22 protein-coding genes and 1 tRNA gene are annotated in these 24,019 nt (G+C 64.4%); 22 read left to right on the forward strand and 1 reads right to left on the reverse strand.

The window, feature by feature from the left end; translation table 11 throughout:
- The first annotated feature begins 64 nt into the window (after nt 1–64).
- Both lysM and CNE_RS04780 read left to right on the forward strand, forming a co-directional pair.
- Nucleotides 65–568 carry a peptidoglycan-binding protein LysM gene (gene lysM, locus CNE_RS04775; RefSeq protein WP_010809140.1) on the forward strand — a complete coding sequence of 168 codons (504 nt, stop codon included), beginning with the start codon at nt 65–67 and terminating at the stop codon, nt 566–568.
- A gap of 333 nt (nt 569–901) precedes the next feature.
- The gene (locus CNE_RS04780; protein ID WP_013956006.1) at nt 902–2,443 is read left to right on the forward strand and encodes a 2-isopropylmalate synthase; all 1,542 of its coding nucleotides are present in this window, start codon (nt 902–904) and stop codon (nt 2,441–2,443) included.
- Between the two features lie 99 nt (nt 2,444–2,542).
- On the opposite strand, the gene CNE_RS04785 is transcribed toward CNE_RS04780, so the two are convergent.
- Complete coding sequence (locus CNE_RS04785; RefSeq protein ID WP_013956007.1) at nt 2,543–3,070, reverse strand: hypothetical protein; 528 nt, start codon at nt 3,068–3,070, stop codon at nt 2,543–2,545.
- A gap of 204 nt (nt 3,071–3,274) precedes the next feature.
- Here CNE_RS04785 and CNE_RS04790 point away from each other — a divergent pair, with 204 nt between their 5' ends.
- The 20 genes from CNE_RS04790 to CNE_RS04885 all read left to right on the forward strand — a co-directional run bounded on the left by CNE_RS04790 (nt 3,275) and on the right by CNE_RS04885 (nt 24,017).
- On the forward strand, nt 3,275–4,531 hold the full coding sequence (locus CNE_RS04790; protein ID WP_013956008.1) for a branched-chain amino acid ABC transporter substrate-binding protein: 1,257 nt from the start codon (nt 3,275–3,277) through the stop codon (nt 4,529–4,531).
- A gap of 173 nt (nt 4,532–4,704) precedes the next feature.
- Nucleotides 4,705–4,974, forward strand: coding sequence for a 30S ribosomal protein S15 (gene rpsO, locus CNE_RS04795; protein WP_010809136.1), 270 nt, complete (start codon nt 4,705–4,707; stop codon nt 4,972–4,974).
- Nucleotides 4,975–5,424: 450 nt separating this feature from the next.
- Nucleotides 5,425–7,596, forward strand: coding sequence for a polyribonucleotide nucleotidyltransferase (pnp, locus tag CNE_RS04800; RefSeq protein WP_013956009.1), 2,172 nt, complete (start codon nt 5,425–5,427; stop codon nt 7,594–7,596).
- A gap of 184 nt (nt 7,597–7,780) precedes the next feature.
- On the forward strand, nt 7,781–8,785 hold the full coding sequence (locus CNE_RS04805; RefSeq protein WP_013956010.1) for an NAD(P)H-quinone oxidoreductase: 1,005 nt from the start codon (nt 7,781–7,783) through the stop codon (nt 8,783–8,785).
- Nucleotides 8,786–8,899: 114 nt separating this feature from the next.
- Complete coding sequence (gene tpiA, locus CNE_RS04810; RefSeq protein WP_013956011.1) at nt 8,900–9,637, forward strand: triose-phosphate isomerase; 738 nt, start codon at nt 8,900–8,902, stop codon at nt 9,635–9,637.
- Between the two features lie 63 nt (nt 9,638–9,700).
- Nucleotides 9,701–10,069, forward strand: a complete 369-nt coding sequence (gene secG, locus CNE_RS04815) for a preprotein translocase subunit SecG (protein ID WP_013956012.1) — start codon at nt 9,701–9,703, stop codon at nt 10,067–10,069.
- A gap of 187 nt (nt 10,070–10,256) precedes the next feature.
- Nucleotides 10,257–10,341 (forward strand) — tRNA-Leu (locus tag CNE_RS04820).
- Between the two features lie 166 nt (nt 10,342–10,507).
- A complete protein-coding gene (locus CNE_RS04825; RefSeq protein ID WP_010809131.1) occupies nt 10,508–10,867 on the forward strand; it encodes an NADH-quinone oxidoreductase subunit A in 360 nt (119 codons plus the stop codon).
- 6 nt (nt 10,868–10,873) lie between these two features.
- A complete protein-coding gene (locus tag CNE_RS04830) occupies nt 10,874–11,356 on the forward strand; it encodes a NuoB/complex I 20 kDa subunit family protein (RefSeq protein ID WP_008643342.1) in 483 nt (160 codons plus the stop codon).
- A 1-nt stretch (nt 11,357) separates the two neighbouring features.
- Complete coding sequence (locus CNE_RS04835) at nt 11,358–11,954, forward strand: NADH-quinone oxidoreductase subunit C (RefSeq protein WP_013956013.1); 597 nt, start codon at nt 11,358–11,360, stop codon at nt 11,952–11,954.
- 9 nt (nt 11,955–11,963) lie between these two features.
- Nucleotides 11,964–13,217 (forward strand): NADH-quinone oxidoreductase subunit D, encoded by a 1,254-nt coding sequence (locus CNE_RS04840; protein WP_013956014.1) that lies wholly within the window; start codon nt 11,964–11,966, stop codon nt 13,215–13,217.
- Nucleotides 13,218–13,402: 185 nt separating this feature from the next.
- Nucleotides 13,403–13,900, forward strand: a complete 498-nt coding sequence (gene nuoE / locus CNE_RS04845) for an NADH-quinone oxidoreductase subunit NuoE (protein ID WP_041228324.1) — start codon at nt 13,403–13,405, stop codon at nt 13,898–13,900.
- Nucleotide 13,901: 1 nt separating this feature from the next.
- Nucleotides 13,902–15,197 carry an NADH-quinone oxidoreductase subunit NuoF gene (nuoF, locus tag CNE_RS04850; protein WP_013956016.1) on the forward strand — a complete coding sequence of 432 codons (1,296 nt, stop codon included), beginning with the start codon at nt 13,902–13,904 and terminating at the stop codon, nt 15,195–15,197.
- A 12-nt stretch (nt 15,198–15,209) separates the two neighbouring features.
- A complete protein-coding gene (gene nuoG / locus CNE_RS04855) occupies nt 15,210–17,576 on the forward strand; it encodes an NADH-quinone oxidoreductase subunit NuoG (RefSeq protein ID WP_013956017.1) in 2,367 nt (788 codons plus the stop codon).
- A 21-nt stretch (nt 17,577–17,597) separates the two neighbouring features.
- Nucleotides 17,598–18,662 (forward strand): NADH-quinone oxidoreductase subunit NuoH, encoded by a 1,065-nt coding sequence (nuoH, locus tag CNE_RS04860; protein ID WP_013956018.1) that lies wholly within the window; start codon nt 17,598–17,600, stop codon nt 18,660–18,662.
- Nucleotides 18,663–18,720: 58 nt separating this feature from the next.
- The gene (gene nuoI / locus CNE_RS04865) at nt 18,721–19,212 is read left to right on the forward strand and encodes an NADH-quinone oxidoreductase subunit NuoI (RefSeq protein WP_013956019.1); all 492 of its coding nucleotides are present in this window, start codon (nt 18,721–18,723) and stop codon (nt 19,210–19,212) included.
- Nucleotides 19,213–19,410: 198 nt separating this feature from the next.
- A complete protein-coding gene (locus CNE_RS04870; RefSeq protein ID WP_041227814.1) occupies nt 19,411–20,055 on the forward strand; it encodes an NADH-quinone oxidoreductase subunit J in 645 nt (214 codons plus the stop codon).
- Nucleotides 20,056–20,071: 16 nt separating this feature from the next.
- Complete coding sequence (gene nuoK, locus CNE_RS04875) at nt 20,072–20,377, forward strand: NADH-quinone oxidoreductase subunit NuoK (RefSeq protein WP_013956021.1); 306 nt, start codon at nt 20,072–20,074, stop codon at nt 20,375–20,377.
- A 58-nt stretch (nt 20,378–20,435) separates the two neighbouring features.
- Nucleotides 20,436–22,523 (forward strand): NADH-quinone oxidoreductase subunit L, encoded by a 2,088-nt coding sequence (gene nuoL / locus CNE_RS04880; RefSeq protein WP_013956022.1) that lies wholly within the window; start codon nt 20,436–20,438, stop codon nt 22,521–22,523.
- A 27-nt stretch (nt 22,524–22,550) separates the two neighbouring features.
- Entirely contained in the window at nt 22,551–24,017 is a 1,467-nt protein-coding gene (locus CNE_RS04885; protein WP_013956023.1) for an NADH-quinone oxidoreductase subunit M, read from the forward strand.
- Nucleotides 24,018–24,019 lie beyond the last annotated feature (2 nt).

Consider the following 24,019-nt stretch of genomic DNA (forward strand, 5'->3'; position numbering starts at 1 on the left):
TCATGCCGCGGCCATCAAGCCGTGGCACTCTGCAGTGTTTTCCACTCACCGTCAGGAGGATGTCATGGGCATGTTCGACTTCATCAAGGAAGCGGGAGAAAAGCTGTTCGGCACTGGCGAGGCCAAGGCCGCGCAAGAGGCCGCCGCCGCCGATGCGTCGGCGGAGAAGGTCGATGCCGCCAATCGCGCCGCGGGCGATGCGATCGAGGGCTACATCAGGAAGATGGGCCTTGATGCCACCGGGCTGATGGTGCAGGTGGACGGCTCGCAGGGGCTGGTCACCGTGTTTGGCGTGGCGCCGGACCAGGCCACGCGCGAGAAGATCATCCTGTGCGCCGGCAACGTCGAGGGCGTGGACAAGGTCGAGGACAAGATGTCCGTCAACGTCGAGTCCGCGGAATCGAGCTGGCATACCGTGGTCAAGGGCGACACGCTGTGGGCGATCTCCCAGGCTGCTTACGGCAACGGCGCCGAATACAACAAGATCTTCGAGGCCAACAAGCCGATGCTGAGCCACCCGGACAAGATCTACCCGGGCCAGAAACTGCGCATTCCGCCCAAGGGCTGATCCGCCGCTGGCGCGTCCGGGCAAAATGGGCTAAACCCTGTATTGCATGGGCGCGCCAACTCGGCTATAGTCGGTGCCATGATTTCGCGCCAAGTCCTATTCGCCCGCACCACCCTAGGTGGCCTACTAGGCCATCAGGTCGGGACGCGCGCGCGCTAAGGACGGACTCACCCCTTAGCGCGAAATCCGCAAGGAATTTTTCCAACGCCCCGGCCTGCTCCATGCACGCCGGGGCGTTTTGCATTCCACAGCCGTGGAGCGCGGAACAGGCGGTAGGCCCCGGACGCAGCATGCCGGGGACAGCACACGATAAGCAATCAGGAGCTCCACAAAATGTCTGACAAACTCATCATTTTCGACACCACCTTGCGTGACGGCGAGCAGTCGCCCGGCGCCTCGATGACCCGCGAGGAAAAGATCCGCATCGCACGCCAGCTGGAACGCCTGAAGGTCGATGTGATCGAGGCCGGTTTCGCGGCGAGCTCCAACGGCGACTTCGAGGCGATCCGCTCGATCGCGCAGGTAGTCAAGGACTCGACCATCTGCTCGCTGGCTCGTGCCAATGACAAGGACATTGCCCGCGCCGCCGAGGCGCTCAAGCCTGCCAATTCGTTCCGCATCCACACCTTCATCGCCACGTCCGCGCTGCACATGGAGAAGAAACTGCGCATGACGCCGGACGAGGTGTATCAGCAGGCCCGCCTGGCGGTGCGCTTTGCGCGCCAGTTCACCGACGATATCGAGTTCTCGCCGGAAGACGGCAGCCGCTCGGACATGGACTTCCTGTGCCGCGTGCTGGAAGGCGTGATTGCCGAGGGCGCGACCACCATCAACCTGCCGGATACCGTGGGCTATGCGGTGCCGGAAGGCTACGCCGCACTGATCCGCTCGGTGCGCGAGCGCATTCCCAACTCGGACAAGGCGATCTGGTCGGTGCACTGCCACAACGACCTGGGCATGGCCGTGGCCAACTCGCTCGCCGCGGTCAAGATGGCCGGCGCGCGCCAGATCGAATGCACCATCAATGGCCTGGGCGAGCGCGCCGGCAACACCAGCCTGGAAGAAGTGGTGATGGCGGTGAAGACCCGCCGCGACTATTTCGACCTGGATGTCGGCGTGGATACCACCCAGATCGTGCCGGCCTCGAAGTTGGTGTCGCAGATCACCGGTTTCGTGGTGCAGCCGAACAAGGCCGTGGTGGGCGCCAACGCCTTCGCGCATGCCTCGGGCATCCACCAGGATGGCGTGCTCAAGGCGCGCGACACCTACGAGATCATGCGTGCGGAAGACGTGGGCTGGAGCGCCAACAAGATCGTGCTGGGCAAGCTGTCGGGCCGCAATGCCTTCAAGCAGCGCCTGCAGGAACTGGGCATCGAGCTCGAGAGCGAGACCGAAGTCAATGCCGCCTTCACCCGCTTCAAGGAACTGGCCGACCAGAAGGCCGAGATCTTCGACGAGGACATCGTCGCCATCGTCTCGAACGAAGCCCAGCACGATGCCAACGAGCACTTCCGCTTTATCTCGCTGTCGCAGCGCTCCGAGACCGGCGAGCGCCCGCACGCGCGCGTGGTGTTCAGCATGGACGGCCAGGAGCAGAGCGGCGAGGGCGAGGGCAACGGCCCAGTCGACGCCACCCTGCATGCGATTGAATCGCGCGTGTCCAGCGGCGCCGAGATGGTGCTCTATTCGGTGAACGCCATCACCGGCGGCACCGAGGCCCAGGGCGAAGTCACCGTGCGCCTGTCCAAGGCCGGCCGCATCGTCAACGGCGTGGGCACCGACCCGGATATCGTCGCCGCCTCGGCCAAGGCCTACCTGGCCGCGCTGAACAAGCTGCACGACAAGGCTGTGCAAAAGATCAATCCGCAGATCTGACCCAGGCCTCTGCGTAGACGGCGGAAGGCTTACCCGGCCTGAGCGTACGGACCAAGCCCGCCATTCCCGACCCGGGGATGGCGGGCTTTTTTTTATGGCTCAGTGGCGGCGATCGTCGGGATCGTACATCGGGTCGGGCGTGATCTGGGTCTGGCGCAGGATGCCGGTGTCGTCGAAATAGAAGTTGTACAACGATGGCCACACGTCTTCATGGCGGAAGCGGTAGGACCAGACCTCGCGCCGCATCAGCGGGTAGTACTCGACCGGCAGGCGCGTCCTGCCAAAATGCTCGGCCACATCCTGCCTGGTCCAGGTGCCGACCTGCGCCTTGTACAGTTCCGGCGTAGACAGCACATTGCTGAAGCGGGTCAGGTTGCCGTTGCGGTCGAAGTCCGCGCCATAGGCATACTGGCCCAGCGGCTGCTTGGTGTAGATCCAGCGCGAGGTGCCGTCGCGCAACTGGAACACATCGGTGGGCGGCCCGAACGCGGCCTGTACCGCGGCCTGCGGCTGGCCCACCAGCTTGGTGCCTTCCTGTACCGGCATCAGCGTGGTGCAGGCAGACAGCATGGCGACGCCCAGCGCCAGCATTAGCCGGCGCGCGCCGTTGGCGATGACAGGATTCATGGCAGACCTCGGTCGATGCGTGGATAGTGGATACCGCAAGTGTAGTGCGGCCTCCGGCCTTGTGTGCGCCGGGCGCTGCTTATTGACGGATCTTCCAGCAACCTGGCGGTTTCCTCGCGGAACTGGCGGCCTATGATCGTGCCCCGGTGGCATTTGCCCGCAACCGGTCGCTGCCGTACTATCCAGCGCTTTCCGGGAGAGAACATGAAGGTTGCAGCACGGTGGCGTGGATGGCTGGGCGGGTTGTTGCTGGTGGCAGCGGCGGGCGCGTCGGCACAAGAGCCGATCCGGCTGGGCATGATCGACGGGCTGTCCGGCCCGTTTGCCAACGCGGGCGAAGCCGTGACGCGCAACCTGCGCCTGGCGATCGAGCGCATCAACGCGCGCGGCGGCGTAAAGACCGCAGAGGGCGCACGGCCCATGGAGCTGGTCACCTTCGACAGCAAGGGCAATGTCGACGAGAGCCTGATCCAGTTGCGGGCCCTGACCGACAAGCGCATTCCCTTTGTCCTGCAGGGCAACAGTTCGGCCGTGGCCGGCGCGCTGGTGTCGGCCATCAACCGCCACAACGCGCGCCAGCCCGACGCGCGCGTGCTGTTCCTGAACTACTCGGCGGTCGATCCCAGCCTGACCAACGAGAATTGCAGCTTCTGGCATTTCCGCTTCGACGCCAGCGCCGACATGCGCATGCAGGCGCTGACCGAGGTGATCCGTCAGGATCAGGCGGTGCGCCGCGTCTACCTGATCGACCAGGACTACAGCTTCGGCCACCAGGTGTCGCGCTCGGCGCGCGAGATGCTGGCGGCGCGCCGGCCGGATATCCAGATCGTGGGCGACGAGTTCCACCCGATCGGCAAGATCAAGGACTTTGCGCCCTATATCGCCAAGATCAAGGCGAGCGGGGCGGACGCGGTCATCACCGGCAACTGGGGCAACGACCTGACGCTGATGGTCAAGGCCGCGCGCGAAGGCGGCCTGCAGGCCAAGTTCTACACCTTCTACGGCAATGGCCTGGGCGCGCCCGCGGCGATGGGCGACGCCGGCGTGGGCCGCGTGCTGGCGGTGGCCGAGTGGCACCCGAACGTGGGCGGGGCGGCATCGGACGCCTTCTACCAGCAGTTCCGCGCGCGCTATCCGGAGCCGAAGGACGACTACGTGCACCTGCGCATGCAGATGATGGTGGAAATGCTGGCGCGCGCGATCGAGCAGGCCGGCTCCACCGATGCGGTCAAGGTGGCGCGCGCGCTGGAGAACATGCGCTACGTCAACCAGTTCCATGAGGCCACCGTGCGTGCCGACGACCACCAGGTGCTGCAGCCGCTGTACGTGTCGGTGATGGAGCGCCAGGGCGGGGCAGTGCGCTTCGACAACGAGGGCTCGGGTTATGGCTTCCGTACCGTGCGCAGGCTCAAGGCCGCGCAGACCACGCTGCCGACCACATGCCGGATGGAGCGCCCCTGAGCGCCAGCGCGCTCGCACGGGCCCCGTGGTACTCCTGCCGCGGCTTTTCGGCTATAATCCGCGGCTGTCGTTGTCTGGCCGTTGGTCGGGCGGCGGCGGTAGCCAGTCAAAACATGGCACGACGCATGCGGCGCATCCCGCGCTGTAGCGTTCGCAAGTGAAAGGAAATCATCATGGCAGTTGCCGATATCAACAAGTCCGAAGTCATCAAGCAGTTCGCACGTGGCGCCAACGACACTGGCAGCCCCGAGGTGCAAGTGGCCCTGCTGACCACCCGCATCAACGAACTGACCCCGCACTTCAAGGCCAACATGAAGGATCACCACAGCCGCCGCGGTCTGCTGCGCATGGTGAGCCGCCGTCGCCGCCTGCTGGACTACCTCAAGTCCAACGACGCCGACCGTTACCGCGCCCTGATCGAAAAGCTGGGCCTGCGCAAGTAAGGTTGCGCCCGATGGCAGCGCGATTCCAGGGTTTGCACGGTTTCGCGTGAGGCCTCGATGCCTGCTTCAGCAATGCTGGGGCAGGCATTTTGCATTTCTGGCGGGGTGAATCCGCTTTGCCCAGGGATGCAGGCAGTTGATGGAGTGATTTTCGCTTCACGCCGTCCGGCGGACATTCTGATTCCCGGGCGCCCGTTGCAGCAAGCTGCGCAACGGAGTAAGTTGTTCTTTTTTCTGTTTTCAATACCCCGGACCGGCCAAGGAAACAGGGCTTTGTGTCATTCCAGCGCGGCATCGGCAACGCCAGTGCCGCGCTGGAATGGCATAGCACTTCCCTGCGACTGCGACCGGCAACCCGGCAGTTTGCCTGCGGCTGAGAACGCAGGCGTCGCAGGCCGTGCGCGTGTTATTGCGTGATGGCGCGGCCTGCACGCAAGCCAAGGAATGCACATGTCCATGTTCAACAAGATCGTCAAGGAATTCCAGTGGGGCCAGCACACGGTCCGCATGGAAACCGGCGAAATCGCCCGCCAGGCCGGCGGTGCCGTGCTGGTCGATGTGGAAGACACCGTGGTGCTGGCGACCGTGGTCGCCGCCAAGAGCCCGAAGCCGGGCCAGGACTTCTTCCCGCTGACCGTCGACTACATCGAGAAGACCTACGCGGCCGGCAAGATCCCCGGCGGCTTCTTCAAGCGTGAAGGCCGTCCGTCGGAAAACGAGACCCTGACCTCGCGCCTGATCGACCGTCCGCTGCGCCCGCTGTTCCCGGAAGGCTTCTACAACGACGTCCAGGTGGTGATCCACGTGGTGTCGCTGAACCCGGAAGTGCCCGCTGACATTCCCGCGCTGATCGGCGCGTCGGCCGCGCTGGCCGTGTCGGGCATCCCGTTCAACGGCCCGGTTGGCGCCGCGCGCGTGGGCTACAAGGATGGCCAGTACCTGCTGAACCCGACCCGCTCGCAGCTCGCCACCTCGGACCTGGACCTGGTGGTCGCCGGCACCGAGCGCGCCGTGCTGATGGTGGAATCGGAAGCCAACCAGCTGTCGGAAGAAGTGATGCTGGGCGCCGTGGTCTATGGCCACGAGCAAATGCAGATCGCGATCAACGCCATCCATGAGCTGGTGCGCGAAGGCGGCAAGCCCGAGTGGGACTGGGCCCCGGCCGCCAAGAACGAGCCGTTGATCGGCAAGGTCACCGAAGTGGCACTGCCGCTGCTGCAGGAAGCTTATCAACTGCGCCAGAAGTCGGCCCGCAGCCAGAAGCTGAAGGAAGTGAACGCCAACGTGGCGGCCGCACTGGCAGCCGCCGGCGTGGAAGCCGACAAGGTGGAAGTCGGCAACATCATGTTCGACCTCGAAGCCAAGATCGTGCGCGGCCAGGTGCTGGCTGGCGAGCCGCGTATCGACGGCCGCGACACCCGCACGGTGCGCCCGATCGAGATCCGTTCGTCGGTGCTGCCGCGCGCGCACGGCTCGGCGCTGTTCACCCGTGGTGAAACGCAGGCGCTGGTGGTGGCCACGCTCGGCACCAAGAGCGACGAGCAGATCATCGACGCGCTGGCCGGCGAATACCGCGACCGCTTCATGCTCCACTACAACATGCCCCCGTTCGCCACCGGTGAAACCGGCCGCGTGGGCAGCCCGAAGCGCCGCGAAATCGGCCACGGCCGCCTGGCCAAGCGCGCACTGATCCCGGTGCTGCCGAAGGACGATGAATTCGCCTACACCATCCGCCTGGTTTCGGAAATCACCGAGTCCAACGGCTCGTCGTCGATGGCTTCGGTCTGCGGCGGCTGCCTGGCTCTGATGGACGCCGGCGTTCCGGTCAAGGCGCACGTGGCCGGCGTGGCCATGGGCCTGATCCTGGAAGGCAACAAGTTCGCCGTGCTGACCGACATCCTGGGCGATGAAGATCACCTGGGCGACATGGACTTCAAGGTGGCGGGTACCGACAACGGCATCACCGCGCTGCAGATGGACATCAAGGTCCAGGGCATCACCAAGGAGATCATGCAGGTTGCGCTGGCGCAGGCCCGTGAAGGCCGCCTGCACATCCTGCACAAGATGCAGGAAGCGATGGGCCACGCACGCACCGAGCTGTCGGCGCACGCACCGCGCATGATCACCATGAAGATCCATCCGGACAAGATCCGCGAAGTGATCGGCAAGGGCGGCTCGACCATCCAGGCGCTGACCAAGGAAACCGGCACCACCATCGACATCCAGGAAGACGGCACGATCACGATCGCGTCGACCTCGACCGACGGCATGGCCGAAGCCAAGCGCCGCATCGAGGGCATCACCGCGGAAGCCGAAGTGGGCAAGATCTACGCCGGTACCGTGCTGAAGCTGCTGGACTTCGGCGCCATCGTCAACATCCTGCCGGGCAAGGATGGCCTGCTGCACATCTCGGAAATCGTCAACGAGCGTGTCAAGGACATCAAGGACTGGCTGAAGGAAGGCCAGCATGTCCGCGTCAAGCTGATCCAGGCTGACGAGAAGGGCCGCCTGCGCCTGTCGCTGAAGGCCGCGCTGGCCGAAGAGGGCGGCAGCATCAGCCCGATCAACGCTGGCGAAGCCGCCGCGCCGGCCGCTCCGGCCGAAGGCTCGGAACAGCAGTAAAGTCAGCGGGGCCGGATTGCCCGCAGGTGCCGCCGCAAGGTGGCGCCGCCGAAAAAACGGCTGGACGTTGTCCAGCCGTTTTTTTGTTTACACTGCCGGCAACCCTATCGAGCCACGGCTCACACCGACCCTGGCGCGACGCATCGTCGAGCCGCGCCAAGACAAGTACAAGGAGCAGAGCAGCATGCAAGCCATCGAGATCCGCGAATACGGTGCCCCCGAAGTCCTCCAGCTGACCGAGCGTCCCGATCCGGTCGCGGGTGCGGGCGAGGTCCTGATCCGCGTGGCTGCGGCCGGCGTCAACCGTCCGGACGTATTCCAGCGCACCGGCAACTACCCGGTGCCGCCGGGCGCTTCGGACCTGCCCGGCCTGGAAGTGGCGGGCGTGGTGGTGGGCGGCGACCTGTCGCATGCCGACAACCGCTTCGGCCTGAAGGTGGGCGACCGCGTCTGCGCGCTGGTGCAGGGCGGCGGTTACGCACAGCTGTGCACGGCGCCGCTGGCGCAGGTCCTGCCCGCGCCGCAAGGCCTGAGCGATGTCGAGGCCGCCGCGCTGCCGGAAACCTTCTTCACCGTCTGGAGCAATGTGTTCGACCGCGGCTACCTGGGCCAGGGCCCGCGCGGCAAGGATGAGACCCTGCTGATCCAGGGCGGCTCCAGCGGCATCGGCACGACCGCGATCCAGATCGCCAAGGCGCTGGGCTACAAGGTGTTCGTCACCGCCGGGACCGATGAGAAATGCAAGGCCTGCGAAGACCTGGGCGCGGATCGCGCGATCAACTACAAGACGCAGGACTTCGTCGCCGAGGTGGCCGCGCTGACCGGCGGCAAGGGTGTCGACGTGATTCTCGACATGGTTGCCGGCCCGTACCTGGCGCGCGAGCTGAAGTGCATTGCCGACGATGGCCGCATCGTCATCATTGCGCTGCTGGGCGGCGCCAAGGCCGAGATCCCGCTGGGCGATATCCTGCGCCGGCGCATCACCGTGACCGGCTCCACGCTGCGTCCGCGCCCGGCATCGTTCAAGGGCAAGATCGCCGCGGCACTGCATGAGCAGGTGTGGCCGCTGCTGGCTGCCGGCAACATCAAGCCGGTGATCCACCAGGTGTTCCCGGCCGCGCAGGCGGCCGATGCGCATCGCCTGATGGAGTCGAGCGAGCATATCGGCAAGATCGTGCTGACCTGGTAAGTCACATCGACCGTTGCATGTGGCCAATGCTGCCGCCCCCCGCCATCGGGCGGCGGTAGCGCCGTGCCCCCGCCACAAGCTACAATACCGGGTTTGATTTGGGAGGGGCACTTCGTGAGACAAAAGCTCGTCATCGGCAATTGGAAGATGCACGGCAGCCTGGCTGCAAACGCGGCGCTGCTGGAGGGTATCAAGGCTGGCGCGGCCAAGGCGACGCTGGCGGTCTGCGCGCCGTTCCCCTATCTTGCACAATGCCAGGCGTTGCTGAATGGCTCGCAGGTGGCCTGGGGCGCACAAGATGTGTCGGCGGAGGCGCGTGGCGCCTTCACCGGTGAAGTCGCGGCATCGATGGTCGGTGAATTTGGTTGCACTTATGTGCTGGTCGGCCACTCGGAGCGCCGCACCTATCATGGCGAAACCGACCAGACCGTCGCGGCCAAGGCGCTGCGCGCGCTGGAATTCGGCATCGTCCCGGTGGTCTGCGTGGGTGAAACGCTGGCCCAGCGCGAGGCGGGCGAAACCGAGGCGGTGGTCGGCAGGCAACTGCAGGCCGTGCTGGACGCGCTGACGGTGGAGCAGCTGAGCCGCGTGGTGCTGGCCTATGAGCCGGTCTGGGCGATCGGCACCGGCAAGACCGCCACCAGCGAACAGGCGCAGGCGGTGCACGCGTTCCTGCGCGGCCAGGTTGTTGCGCGCGATGCGGGCGTGGCCGAGCGCATGGCCATCCTGTACGGCGGCAGCGTCAAGCCGGACAATGCGGCCGAACTGTTTTCCATGACCGATATCGACGGGGGCCTGATTGGCGGCGCCTCGCTGAAGTCGGAAGATTTTCTCGCGATCGGCAACGCCTGAATGCCGGCCGTTCCGATCGACCGATCAGGCAAGTAACCAGCCAGTAAGGCTTATTTAAATCAAATGGCAATCTTCAAGACTTTGTTGGTGGTGCTGCAGGTGTTGTCGGCGCTGGGCGTGATTGGCCTGGTGCTGATCCAGCATGGCAAGGGCGCCGATGTCGGCGCGGCATTCGGTTCGGGCGCCTCAGGCAGCCTGTTCGGTGCCACTGGCTCGGCAAACTTCCTGTCGCGCACCACCGCCGTGCTGGCCACGCTGTTCTTCGTCTGCACGTTGGCACTGACGCTGCTGGGCAACTACAAGCCGGCTGCGTCGCTGGGCGTGATGGGCGCGGCGCCGGCTTCGGCGCCCGCAGTGGCAGGTGCTTCGGCTCCCGCTGCAGCCGCGGCCGCTGACGCGTCGGCGCCGGCAGCCCCCGCTGTTCCGAAATAATCCGTAAGCCTTGCGGCGGATTCCTGAGTTTTTTTGCAGTTGTGCGTTGAACAAAGCAAGAAATCTAGGTTAGAATGCAAGGCTTGAAACGATTCCCCAGCGATGGGTTCCGAGCGAAGACGAAAGCCTCTGCAACGGACCTGAAGGGCCTGAAAACCCGGCGCCAGGCAATATTGTTTCTCCCCCAGCCGACGTGGTGAAATTGGTAGACACGCTATCTTGAGGGGGTAGTGGCGAAAGCTGTGCGAGTTCGAGTCTCGCCGTCGGCACCAAACAACTTGATCGGAGTCCCTGGCCGGGCAATGCACCCGAGCGTGGGGCTCCGGCAGTCCGCAAGGCGGCGCGCCATGAGGCTTATGGCTTAGCGCCTGGGGTGGGCAACAGGACGCCGCTTCAGCTGGTGCTGTTGACAACATTCCAGATAAGGCTGGCCGTACCTTGAATCTCGAAGCCTACTTCCCCGTTCTCATCTTCATCATCTTCGGTGTCGTGCTTGGCGTGGCACTGATGTCGATCGGTCGGATCCTCGGTCCGAACAAGCCCGATCCCGCGAAGCTGTCGCCGTACGAGTGCGGCTTCGAAGCGTTTGAGGACGCGCGCATGAAGTTCGATGTGCGCTACTACCTCATCGCCATCCTGTTTATCCTGTTCGATCTCGAAACCGCCTTCCTGTTTCCGTGGGGTGTCGCCCTGCGGGATATCGGCTGGCCGGGGTTCATCGCCATGGGCGTGTTTCTGCTGGAATTCATCGTGGGCTTCGTCTACATCTGGAAAAAGGGCGCGCTCGATTGGGAGTGATGTGAAATGGCAATCGAAGGCGTTCTCAATGAAGGCTTCGTCACGACTACCGCTGACAAGCTGATCAACTGGACCCGCACCGGGTCGCTGTGGCCGATGACTTTCGGCTTGGCCTGCTGTGCCGTGGAAATGATGCATGCCGGCGCCGCGCGCTACGACATGGACCGCTTCGGTGTGATTTTCCGCCCGTCGCCGCGCCAGTCGGACGTGATGATTGTGGCCGGCACGCTGTGCAACAAGATGGCCCCCGCGCTGCGCAAGGTCTACGACCAGATGGCGGAACCGCGCTGGGTGATCTCGATGGGCTCGTGCGCCAATGGCGGCGGCTACTACCACTACTCGTATTCGGTGGTGCGTGGCTGCGATCGCATCGTGCCGGTGGATATCTACGTGCCGGGCTGCCCGCCGACGGCCGAAGCGCTGATCTACGGCGTGATCCAGCTGCAGAACAAGATCAAGCGTACCAACACCATCGCGCGCAAGGGCTGAAATGGCGAAGCTCGACATCCTCAAGGCCGCGCTCGAGAAAGCTCTCGGCAAGCGCGTGCAGAATCTGATCGAGGCGACCGGCGAACTGACGCTGATCGTCAAGGCCGACGACTACCTCGAAGTTGCCCGCATCCTGCGTGACGATCCGTCGCTGCGCTTCGAGCAGCTGATCGACCTGTGCGGCGTGGACTATTCCGAGTACGGCGACGGTGCCTGGGACGGCCTGCGCTTTGCCGCGGTCTCGCAGCTGCTGTCGATTACCCACAACTGGCGCCTGCGCGTGCGCGTGTTTGCCCCGGACGATGATTTTCCGGTGCTGCCGTCGGTGATCGACGTGTGGAACGGCGTCAACTGGTTCGAGCGCGAAGCTTTTGATTTCTACGGCATCGTCTTCGACGGCCATCCTGACCTGCGCCGCATCCTGACCGACTACGGTTTCGTCGGCCATCCGTTCCGCAAGGATTTCCCGGTTTCGGGCTTCGTCGAGATGCGCTACGACCCGGAACAGAAGCGGGTCATCTACCAGCCGGTCACGATCGAGCCGCGCGAAATCACCCCGCGCGTGATCCGCGAGGACAACTACGGCGGCTTGCACTGATAACGCGCCATGGCAGACATCAAGAACTACACCCTGAACTTCGGCCCGCAACACCCGGCAGCGCACGGCGTGCTGCGCCTGGTGCTGGAGCTGGACGGCGAAGTCATCCAGCGCGCCGACCCCCATATCGGCCTGCTGCACCGTGCCACTGAAAAGCTGGCCGAGCAGAAGACCTGGATCCAGAACGTGCCGTACATGGACCGCCTCGACTATGTGTCGATGATGGTCAACGAGCATGCCTACGTGATGGCAATCGAGCGCCTGCTGGGCCTCGAGGTGCCGGTGCGCGCGCAGTACATCCGCGTGATGTTCGACGAGATCACCCGCCTGCTGAACCACCTGATGTGGATCGGCTCGCACGCGCTGGACGTGGGCGCGATGGCGGTGTTCCTGTACGCCTTCCGCGAGCGCGAGGACATGTTCGATATGTACGAGGCGGTGTCGGGCGCGCGCATGCACGCGGCCTACTACCGTCCGGGCGGCGTCTATCGCGACCTGCCTGACACGATGCCGCAATATCGCGCGTCCAAGGTACACAACGAGCGCGCCATCAAGGCCATGAACGAGGCGCGTTCGGGCTCGCTGCTGGACTTCATCGAGGACTTCACCAACCGGTTCCCGAAGTACGTTGACGAATACGAGACGCTGCTGACCGACAACCGGATCTGGAAGCAGCGCCTGGTGGACATCGGCGTGGTCAGCCCGGAGCGGGCGCTGCAGATGGGCTTTACCGGCCCGATGCTGCGCGGCTCCGGCATCGAGTGGGACCTGCGCAAGAAGCAGCCGTACGAGGTGTACGACAAGCTGGACTTCGACATCCCGGTAGGCGTGGGCGGCGACTGCTACGCGCGCTACCTGGTGCGCGTGGAAGAGATGCGCCAGTCCAACCGCATTATCAAACAGTGCGTGGAATGGCTGCGCCGCAACCCGGGCCCGGTGATCACCGAGAACCACAAGGTGGCGCCGCCCTCGCGCGTGGACATGAAGTCCAACATGGAAGAACTGATCCACCACTTCAAGCTCTTCACCGAAGGCATGCACGTGCCCGAAGGCGAAGCGTATGCAGCGGTGGAACACCCGAAGGGCGAGTTCGGCATCTACGCGATCTCGGACGGCGCGAACAAGCCGTACCGCCTGAAGATCCGTGCACCTGGCTTCCCCCACCTGGCCGCGCTCGACGAAATGGCCAAGGGACACATGATTGCTGACGCGGTAACGATCATCGGCACGCAAGACATCGTCTTCGGCGAGATCGACCGTTAATCACGGACCGCCGGCCCGGACGACGATCCGGGCGCTTTCCGCGGCGCTCCCCAGGGGAGCGGGTGGAAAACCCGCGGCGGACCGGCAGGGCCTCAGGCCTGCCGGCGGAACGGGCAGCGACGGCTGCAAACCTGCGGAAGGGAACGCCCAGTGGCGCTGCCTGACGCCGTTTTACTGCAATGACCATGCTATCAGCAGAAGCTCTCAAGGAAATCGATCGCGCGATCGCGAAGTATCCGGCCGACCAGAAGCAGTCGGCCGTGATGGCGGCGCTTGCCGTGGCGCAGGGCGAGGTGGGCTGGGTTTCACCCGAAGTCATGCAGTTCGTCGCCAACTACCTCGAGATGCCGCCCGTGTGGGTGGAAGAGGTGGCGACCTTCTACAACATGTATGACACCAAGCCGGTGGGCAAATTCAAGCTCGCCGTCTGCACCAACCTGCCGTGCGCCCTGTCGGGCGGCGAGCGGGCCGGCGAGTACCTGAAGCGCAAGCTCGGGATCGACTACAACGAGACCACCGCTGACGGCTGCTTCACCCTGAAAGAGGGCGAGTGCATGGGCGCTTGCGGCGATGCGCCGGTGATGATCGTCAACAATACCCGCATGTGCAGCTGGATGAGCGACGACAAGCTCGACGCACTGGTCGACGAGCTCAAGGCCGAGGCTGCCAAGGGGGGCAAGTAACATGACCTGTCTGCACGACCGCCATATCCAGCCGCTGATCCTGGCCGGCCTGGACGGCAAGAACTGGCACCTGGAAGACTACGTCAAGCGTGGCGGCTACCAGCAACTCAAGCGCATCCTGACCGAGAAGATCCCGCCCGAGCAGGTGATCGCCGACGTCAAGGCCTCCGGCCTGCGCGGCCGTGGCGGTGCGGGCTTCCCGACCGGCCTGAAGTGGAGCTTCATGCCGCGCACCTTCCCGGGTCAGAAATACCTGGTCTGCAACACCGATGAAGGCGAGCCCGGCACGTTCAAGGACCGCGACATCATCCGCTACAACCCGCATTCGCTCATCGAGGGCATGGCCATCGGCGCGTATGCGATGGGCATCACCGTGGGCTACAACTACATCCACGGCGAGATCTGGAACGAATACAAGATCTTCGAGGAAGCCCTCGAAGAGGCGCGCGCTGCCGGCTTCCTGGGTGACAACATCCTGGGTTCGGGCTTTGATTTCCAACTGCACGCGCACCACGGCTACGGCGCCTACATCTGCGGCGAGGAAACCGCGCTGCTCGAATCGCTGGAAGGCAAGAAAGGCCAGCCGCGCTTCAAGCCGCCGTTCCCGGCCAGCTTCGGCCTGTACGGCAAGCCGACCACCATCAACAACACCGAGACCTTCGCCGCGGTGCCGTTCCTGCTGGCCGTCGGCCCCGAGAACTACCTGAAGCTGGGCAAGCCGAACAATGGCGGCACCAAGATCTTCTCGATCTCGGGCGACGTCGAGCGTCCCGGCAACTACGAGATCCCGCTGGGCACGCCGTTCGCCAAGCTGCTGGAACTCGCCGGCGGCATGCGCGGCGGCAAGCGCATCAAGGCGGTGATCCCGGGCGGCTCGTCCGCGCCGGTGGTGCCGGGCGACCTGATGATGGCGTCCGACATGGACTACGACTCGATCGCCAAGGCCGGCTCGATGCTGGGCTCGGGCGCGGTGATCGTGATGGACGAGACGCGCTGCATGGTCCGCTCGCTGCTGCGCCTGTCGTACTTCTATTTTGAGGAATCGTGCGGCCAGTGCACGCCGTGCCGCGAAGGCACCGGCTGGCTCTACCGCATGGTCAATCGCATCGAACACGGAGAGGGGCGCCAGGAAGACCTGGACCTGCTCAACAACGTCGCGGAAAACATCATGGGCCGCACCATCTGCGCGCTCGGCGATGCCGCGGCGATGCCGGTCCGCGGCATGCTCAAGCACTACTGGAAAGAGTTCGAATATCACGTCGAACACAAGCAGTGCATGGTTCCGGCCTACATCTAAGCGTGGCAGAACATGGTTGAACTAGAGATCGACGGCAAGAAGGTTGAGGTTGCTGAAGGCAGCCTGGTGATGGAAGCAGCCCGCAAGCTGGGCACCTACATCCCGCACTTCTGCTACCACCGCAAACTGTCCATCGCGGCCAACTGCCGCATGTGCCTGGTCGAGGTCGAGAAGGCGCCCAAGGCGCTGCCCGCCTGCGCCACGCCCGTGACCCCTGGCATGAAGGTCTTCACCAATTCGGAGAAGGCGGTCAAGGCGCAGAAGTCCGTGATGGAATTCCTGCTGATCAACCACCCGCTCGACTGCCCGATCTGCGATCAGGGCGGCGAATGCCAGCTGCAGGATCTGGCCGTGGGCTACGGTGCCTCGGAGTCGCGCTACAAGGAAGAGAAGCGCGTGGTGTTCCACAAGAACGTGGGCCCGCTGATCTCCATGGAGGAGATGACCCGCTGCATCCATTGCACCCGCTGCGTGCGCTTCGGCCAGGAAGTGGCCGGCGTGATGGAGCTGGGCATGCTGGGCCGCGGCGAGCATTCGGAAATCACCACCTTCGTCGGCAAGACCGTCGATTCGGAGCTGTCGGGCAACATGATCGACCTGTGCCCGGTCGGCGCGCTGACCAGCAAGCCGTTCCGTTACTCGGCCCGTACCTGGGAGCTGGCACGCCGCAAGTCGGTGTCGCCGCACGATGGCCTGGGCGCGAACCTGGTGGTGCAGACCAAGAACCAGCGCGTGATGCGCGTGCTGCCGCTGGAAAACGAAGACATCAACGAGTGCTGGATCTCCGACAAGGACCGCTTCTCGTATGAAGGCCTGAACAGCGCCGACCGCCTGACCCGCCCGCTGCTGAAGCAGGGCGGCGAATGGATGGAAACCGACTGGCAGACCGCGCTGGAATACGTGGCCAACGGCCTCGCCAGCATCAAGCGCGATCATGGCGCCGACCAGATCGCCGCGCTGGCCAGCCCGCACAGCACGCTGGAAGAGCTGTTCCTGCTGGGCAAGCTGATGCGCGGCCTGGGCAGCGACAACGTCGACTTCCGCCTGCGCCAGACCGACTTCTCGGCCGCACTGAAGGGCGCGCCGTGGCTGGGCATGCCGGTGGCCGACGTGACCACCCTGCAACGCGTGCTCGTGATCGGCTCGTCGCTGCGCAAGGATCATCCGCTGCTGGCCTCGCGCCTGCGCCAGGCCACCAAGAAGGGTGCCCGCGTGGCCGTGCTGGGTGCCGGCGGTGAAGACCTGCTGATGCCGCTGGCCGCCCGCATCGACGTGGCGCCGTCCGGCTGGACCGCGGCGCTCGCCGGCGTGGCCCGTGCCGTGGCTGCCGCCAAGGGCGTTGCTGCCCCGGCCGGCACTGAAGGATTCGACGGCGGCGAAGCCGCTGGCAAAGTGGCCGAAGCGCTGCTGTCGGGCGAGCGCCGTGCGGTGTTCCTCGGCAACGAGGCGGTGCGCCATCCGCAGTTCTCGGCGCTGCACGCGCTGGCACAGTGGATCGCCACCGAAACCGGTGCGACCCTGGGCTTCCTGACCGAAGCCGCCAACACCGTCGGCGGCTATGTCGCCGGCGCGCTGCCCAAGCAGGGCGGCGCCAATGCGCAGGCGATGCTGGACACGCCGCGCAAGGCCTACATCCTGCTGAACACCGAACCCGAGTTCGACGCCGCCGACCCGCGCAAGGCGCTGGCCGCGCTGGCCCAGGCCGGCACGGTGGTGGTGCTGTCGCCGTTCCGTTCGGAAGCGGCCATGCAGTACGCCGACGTGATCCTGCCGGTGACGCCGTTCACGGAAACCGCCGGCACCTTCGTCAACTGCGAAGGCAAGCCGCAGAGCTTCAACGGTGTGGTGCGCGCCCTGGGCGAATCGCGTCCGGGCTGGAAGGTACTGCGCGTGCTGGGCAACCTGCTGGACGTGGTTGGCTTCGACTATGAAACCGCCGAGTCGGTGCGTGTCGAAGTGCTGTCGGCCCCGGTCGACGCGCAGCTGGACAACACCACCGACGCGCCGATCCGCGTGGCCGCCGCTGCCGCCAACGGCATCGAACGCATTGCCGATGTGCCGATCTACCACGCCGACCCGATCGTGCGCCGCGCCGAGTCGCTGCAGCTGAGCGCTGCCGCGCGCCGCGCCATGCAGATCGCGCTGCCGGCCGACCTGTTCGCCAGCCTTGGCATCCAGTCCGGCGATCCGGTGCGGGTCACGCAAGGGCAGGGCAGCGTGGTGCTGCCGGCCGTGCTCGAAGCCACGCTCCCGGCCAACACCGTGCGCGTGCCGGCGGCAACGCCGGCGGCCATGAGCCTGGGCGCGATGTACGGCACGGTCACCGTAGAGAAGGCCATTGACCTGGCGCCGGCCACCGGCACCGTGGCCACGGCGTAAGAACAACAGCGAGAACAAGACATGATTGACTGGATTACCTCGCAAGGACAGGGCCTGCTGGGTGCCTACTGGACACCGCTGTGGATCCTGATTCGCGCCGTGATCATCGTGGTGCCGCTGCTGCTGTGCGTGGCTTACCTGATCCTGTGGGAGCGCAAGCTGATCGGCTGGATGCACGTCCGTATCGGCCCGAACCGCGTGGGCCCGCTGGGCCTGCTGCAGCCGATCGCCGACGTGCTGAAGCTGCTGCTCAAGGAAGTCATGATGCCCACGCAGGTCAGCCGGGGCATGTACCTGATTGCCCCGCTGATGGTGCTGATGCCCGCCGTGGCGGTCTGGGCCGTGATTCCGTTCCAGGCCGAAGTGGTGCTGGCGGATGTGAACGCCGGCCTGCTGTACGTGATGGCGATCAGCTCGGTGGGCGTGTACGGCGTGATCCTGGCCGGCTGGGCCTCGAACTCCAAGTACGCCTTCATCGGCGCCATGCGTGCCGCGGCCCAGATGGTGTCGTATGAAATCGCCATGGGCTTTGCGCTGGTGACGGTGCTGATGGTTGCCGGCAGCCTGAACCTGTCGGCCATCGTCAACGGCCAGAACACCGGCTACTTTGCCGACATGGGCATCAACATCCTGTCGTGGAACTGGCTGCCGCTGCTGCCGATGTTCGCCGTCTACTTCATCTCGGGCGTGGCCGAAACCAACCGCCACCCGTTCGACGTGGTGGAAGGGGAGTCGGAAATCGTGGCCGGCCACATGATCGAGTATTCGGGCATGGGCTTCGCGCTGTTCTTCCTGGCCGAGTACATCAACATGATCATCATCTCGACGATGACCGCGCTGATGTTCCTGGGCGGCTGGGCGCCGCCGGTCGATAGCGTGCTGACCAACGCGATCCCGGGCTTCTTCTGGCTGGTGATCAAGGTATTCCTGCTGCTGTCCGTCTTCATCTGGATCCGTGCCTCGTTCCCGCGCTACCGCTATGACCAGATCATGCGCCTGGGCTGGAAGGTGTTCATCCCCCTGACGGTGGCGTGGCTGATCATCGTGGCGATCTGGATCAAGTCGCCCTGGAACATCTGGCACTGAACGGCCAAACGACGGTGCGCGCCGTGGCGCGCACCGTGTGGAAATACTAGGAAGCATCATGCTGCTCGCCATCAAGGACTTCTTCAACAGCCTGCTCCTGAAGGAACTCTTCAAGGGCATGGCCGTGACCGGCCGCTATCTCTTCGCGCGCAAGATCACCGTCCAGTTCCCGGAAGAGAAAACGCCGATCTCGCCGCGCTTCCGTGGCCTGCACGCGCTGCGCCGCTACCCGAACGGGGAAGAGCGCTGCATCGCCTGCAAGCTGTGCGAGGCGGTGTGCCCGGCGCTGGCCATCACGATCGAGTCCGACGCGCGCGCCGACGGCACGCGCCGCACGACCCGCTATGACATCGACCTGACCAAGTGCATCTTCTGCGGTTTCTGCGAAGAGGCCTGCCCGGTCGACGCCATCGTGGAAACGCAGATCCTGGAGTACCACGGCGAGAAGCGCGGCGACCTGTACTTCACCAAGGACATGCTGCTGGCAGTGGGCGACCGCTACGAGCCGCAGATCGCCGCAGCCAAGGCTGCCGACGCGAAGTACCGCTAAGCTGAATCACCGGCCGGAAGTCTCGGCCAGAAGTAACGCCGGTTGGCGGCTGCCGCAAGCAGCAGACCTGGCAGCCGCCGCCACCGAATTTGAATGCGGTCCCTGCAATGCAAGGGGCCAATGCAAGGATGCCGCAGGAGCGGGCCACCCGAGGGGATGGCTTGTGCCGGACGGCCCAGAGAGGATCCGATAGGGACCATGGAACTCACGACCACCATCTTCTACGTCTTTGCGCTGGTGCTGGTGCTCTCCGCACTGAAAGTCATCACTGCGAAGAACCCGGTGCATTCCGCACTGTTCCTCGTGCTGTCGTTCTTCACGGCCGCGGCGATCTGGATGCTGCTCAAGGCGGAATTCCTCGCCATCCTGCTGGTGCTGGTCTATGTCGGCGCGGTGATGGTGCTGTTCCTGTTCGTGGTGATGATGATCGATATCGACATCGAGCACCTGCGGCGGGATTTCTGGACCTACGTGCCGATGGCCTCGGTGGTGGGCGCGCTGATCATCGCCGAGATGGCGATCGTGCTGGTGCGCAACTTCATCGGCACCACCACGCCGGTGGCCGCCAGCGGTTCGCAGGACCCGGGCTACTCGAACTCCGCCGCGCTCGGCAAGCTGATCTACACCGACTATATCTACGCCTTCGAAGTGGCCGGCATCATCCTTCTGGTGGCGATCATCGCCGCCGTGGCGCTGACCCTGCGCCGCCGCAAGGACGTCAAGGCCCAGGACGTATCGGCGCAGCTGCGCACCCGCCGCGACGACCGCGTGCGCCTGGTGCCGATGCAGTCCGAAGGCCAGACCCAGCAGACGGAAGCCGCGGCTGCCGCCAATAAGAACTAAAGCCCGGAGAAACGCTGTGCTCTCTCTCGCTCACTACCTCGTCCTCGCTGCGATCCTGTTCGCGATCAGCATCGTCGGCATCTTCCTGAACCGCAAGAACGTGATCGTGCTGCTGATGGCGATCGAACTGATGCTGCTTGCGGTGAACATCAACTTCGTCGCCTTCTCGCATTACCTGGGCGACCTGGCTGGTCAGGTTTTTGTTTTCTTCATCCTCACGGTGGCCGCCGCCGAGTCGGCAATCGGTCTCGCCATCCTGGTTGTGCTGTTCCGCAACCTGGATACGATCAACGTGGACGACATGGATACCCTCAAGGGCTGATCCGTGGCGCACTACGTAGATACCCAAGACTCACCGACCGCACACCACTAAGCGTCCTATGGCAACCACGCTCAACCCCAACCTGCTGCTTGCGATTGCGCTGGCGCCGCTAGTCGGCTCCGCGATCGCCGGCCTGTTCGGTACCAAGTTCTTCGACCTGTTTTCCTCGGAGTCGCGCGGCGGCCGGATCGTGGCGCATACGGCCACGATCCTGGGCGTTGCCATTTCCTTCGTGCTGTCGGTGATGGTGCTGCTCGACGTGATGAACGGCGCCGGCTACAACGGCACCGTCTACGAGTGGATGGCCATCGGCAGCCTGAAGATGGAGGTCGGCTTCCTGGTCGACTCGCTGACCGCGATGATGATGGTCGTGGTGACCTTCGTCTCGCTGATGGTGCACATCTACACCGTCGGCTACATGGACGGGGACCCCGGCTACAACCGCTTCTTCGCCTACATCTCGCTGTTCACCTTCTCGATGCTGATGCTGGTGATGAGCAACAACTTCCTGCAGCTGTTCTTCGGCTGGGAAGCGGTGGGCCTGGTGTCGTACCTGCTGATCGGCTTCTGGTACACCCGCCCGACGGCCATCTTCGCCAACCTGAAGGCCTTCCTGGTCAACCGCGTCGGCGATTTCGGCTTTATCCTGGGCATCGGCCTGCTGCTGGCCTACGCCGGCAGCATGAACTACACCGAAGTGTTCGCCGCGCGCGACCAGCTGGCGACCGTGATCTTCCCGGGCACCGACTGGCTGATGATCACCGTGGCCTGCATCTGCCTGTTCATCGGCGCGATGGGCAAGTCGGCGCAGTTCCCGCTGCACGTCTGGCTGCCTGACTCGATGGAAGGCCCGACCCCGATCTCGGCACTGATCCACGCGGCAACCATGGTGACCGCCGGCATCTTCATGGTCGCGCGCATGTCGCCGCTGTTCGAGCTGTCGGATACCGCACTGTCCTTCGTGCTGGTGATCGGTGCCATCACGGCGCTGTTCATGGGCTTCCTGGGCATCATCCAGAACGACATCAAGCGCGTGGTCGCGTATTCGACCCTGTCGCAGCTGGGCTACATGACTGTGGCGCTGGGCGCTTCGGCCTACTCGGTGGCCGTGTTCCACCTGATGACGCACGCGTTCTTCAAGGCACTGCTGTTCCTGGGCGCCGGTTCGGTCATCATCGGCATGCACCACGACCAGGACATCCGCAATATGGGCGGCCTGCGCAAGTACATGCCGATCACCTGGATCACCTCGCTGGTGGGTTCGCTGGCGCTGATCGGCACGCCGTTCTTCGCGGGCTTCTACTCCAAGGACTCGATCATCGAGGCCGTGGCCGAGTCGCATATCGCCGGTTCGGGCTTTGCCTACTTCGCCGTGCTGGCCGGCGTGTTCGTCACCGCGTTCTACTCGTTCCGCATGTACTTCCTGGTCTTCCACGGCAAGGAGCGCTGGGGCCAGAACCATGCCCACCAGCACCATGAGGGCGACCACGAGGACGAGGAAGTCACGCTCGACCACCACCATGGCCTGGCCGCCGGCGAGAAGCCGCACGAGTCGCCGTGGGTGGTGACCCTGCCGCTGGTGCTGCTGGCGATCCCGTCGGTGATCATCGGCGCGATCGCGATCGAGCCGATGCTGTTCGGCAACTTCTTCAAGCACGGCATCGCCTTCAAGGACGTGATCTTCGTCGGCGAGAACCACCACGCCATGGCCGAGCTGGAGGAAGCCTTCCACGGCTGGGTGCCGATGGCGCTGCACTCGCTGACCACGCCCGTGCTGTGGCTGGCCATCGCCGGGGTCGTGCTGTCGTGGTTCTTCTACATGAAGCGCCCGGACATCCCCGAGGCCATCAAGAACCGCTTCTCGGGCCTGTACAAGCTGCTCGACAACAAGTACTACATGGACGCCATCAACCAGGCCGTGTTCGCCCGCGGCGCACGCTTGCTCGGTACCGGCCTGTGGAAGGGCGGCGACCAGAGCCTGATCGACGGCCTGTTCGTCAACGGCGCGGCGCGCGTGGTGGCTTCGTTTGCTTCGGCAAGCCGCTACCTGCAGTCGGGCTATATCTACCACTACGCATTCGCGATGATCGTCGGCATGCTGGTGCTGCTGACGCTGACGGTCACGGGCGTGATCGGCACCAAGTGATAGGCACCAAGTAAGGAATACATAGAAATGGTTCTGTCTTTCTCAATCTGGCTGCCTATCTTTTTCGGCCTGCTGATCCTCGCCTTCGGCTCGGACCGGAGTCCGGGCTTCGTGCGGTGGATGTCGCTGTTCGGCTCGATCGCGAGCTTCGTCGTCACGCTGCCGCTGGTCTTCCGCTTCGACCGCACCACCGCGGCCATGCAGTTCGTCGAGAAGGCGAACTGGATCGAGCGATTCAATATCAACTACCTGCTTGGGGTTGACGGCATCTCGATGTGGTTCGTGGTGCTGACCGCCTTCATCACGGTGATCGTGGTGATCTCGGCCTGGGAAGTGATCACCGAGCGTGTGGCGGAATACATGGCCTCGTTCCTGATCCTGTCGGGCCTGATGGTCGGCGTGTTCTGCACGCTGGACGGCATGCTGTTCTACGTGTTCTTCGAGGCCACGCTGATCCCGATGTACATCATCATCGGCGTCTGGGGCGGCCCGAACCGTGTCTATGCCGCGTTCAAGTTCTTCCTGTACACGCTGGCTGGCTCGCTGCTGACGCTGATCGCACTGCTGTACCTGTACAACAAGACCGGCACCTTCGACATCCTGCAATGGCACCAGGCCAAGCTGTCGATGAACGAGCAGATCGCACTGTTCATTGCCTTCTTCGTCGCCTTCGCCGTCAAGGTGCCGATGTGGCCGGTGCACACCTGGCTGCCCGACGCCCACGTGGAAGCGCCGACTGGCGGTTCGGTGGTGCTGGCCGCCATCATGCTGAAGCTGGGCGCCTACGGTTTCCTGCGGTTCTCGCTGCCGATCGCGCCTGACGCCAGCCACTACCTGGCCCCGTTCATCATCACCATCTCGCTGATCGCGGTGATCTACATCGGCCTGGTCGCCCTGGTGCAGGCCGACATGAAGAAGCTGGTGGCGTACTCGTCGATCGCCCACATGGGCTTCGTCACGCTGGGCTTCTTCATCTTCAGCGACATCGGCGTGGAGGGCGGCATCGTGCAGATGATCTCGCACGGCTTTATCTCCGGCGCGATGTTCCTTTGCATCGGCGTGCTGTACGACCGCGTTCACTCGCGCCAGATCGCCGACTACGGCGGCGTGGTCAACACCATGCCCAAGTTCGCCGCGCTGGCAGTGTTCTTCGCCATGGCCAACTGCGGCCTGCCGGCCACCTCGGGCTTCGTCGGCGAATTCATGGTGATCCTGGGCGCGGTCAAGTTCGACTTCTGGATCGGCCTGCTGGCTGCCACCGCCCTGATCTTCGGCGCCGCCTACTCGCTGTGGATGGTCAAGCGCGTGATCTTCGGCGACGTCGTCCACCAGCACGTGCGCGAGCTGGCCGACCTGAACAAGCGTGAGTTCGTCATGCTCGGCCTTCTGGCCATCATGACGCTGTACATGGGCCTGCACCCGAAGCCCTTTACCGACGTGATGCACGCGTCCGTGGTGAACCTGCTGTCCCACGCGGCACAGTCCAAGCTGTAATC

Source organism: Cupriavidus necator N-1 (genome assembly GCF_000219215.1).
Taxonomy (GTDB): domain Bacteria; phylum Pseudomonadota; class Gammaproteobacteria; order Burkholderiales; family Burkholderiaceae; genus Cupriavidus; species Cupriavidus necator.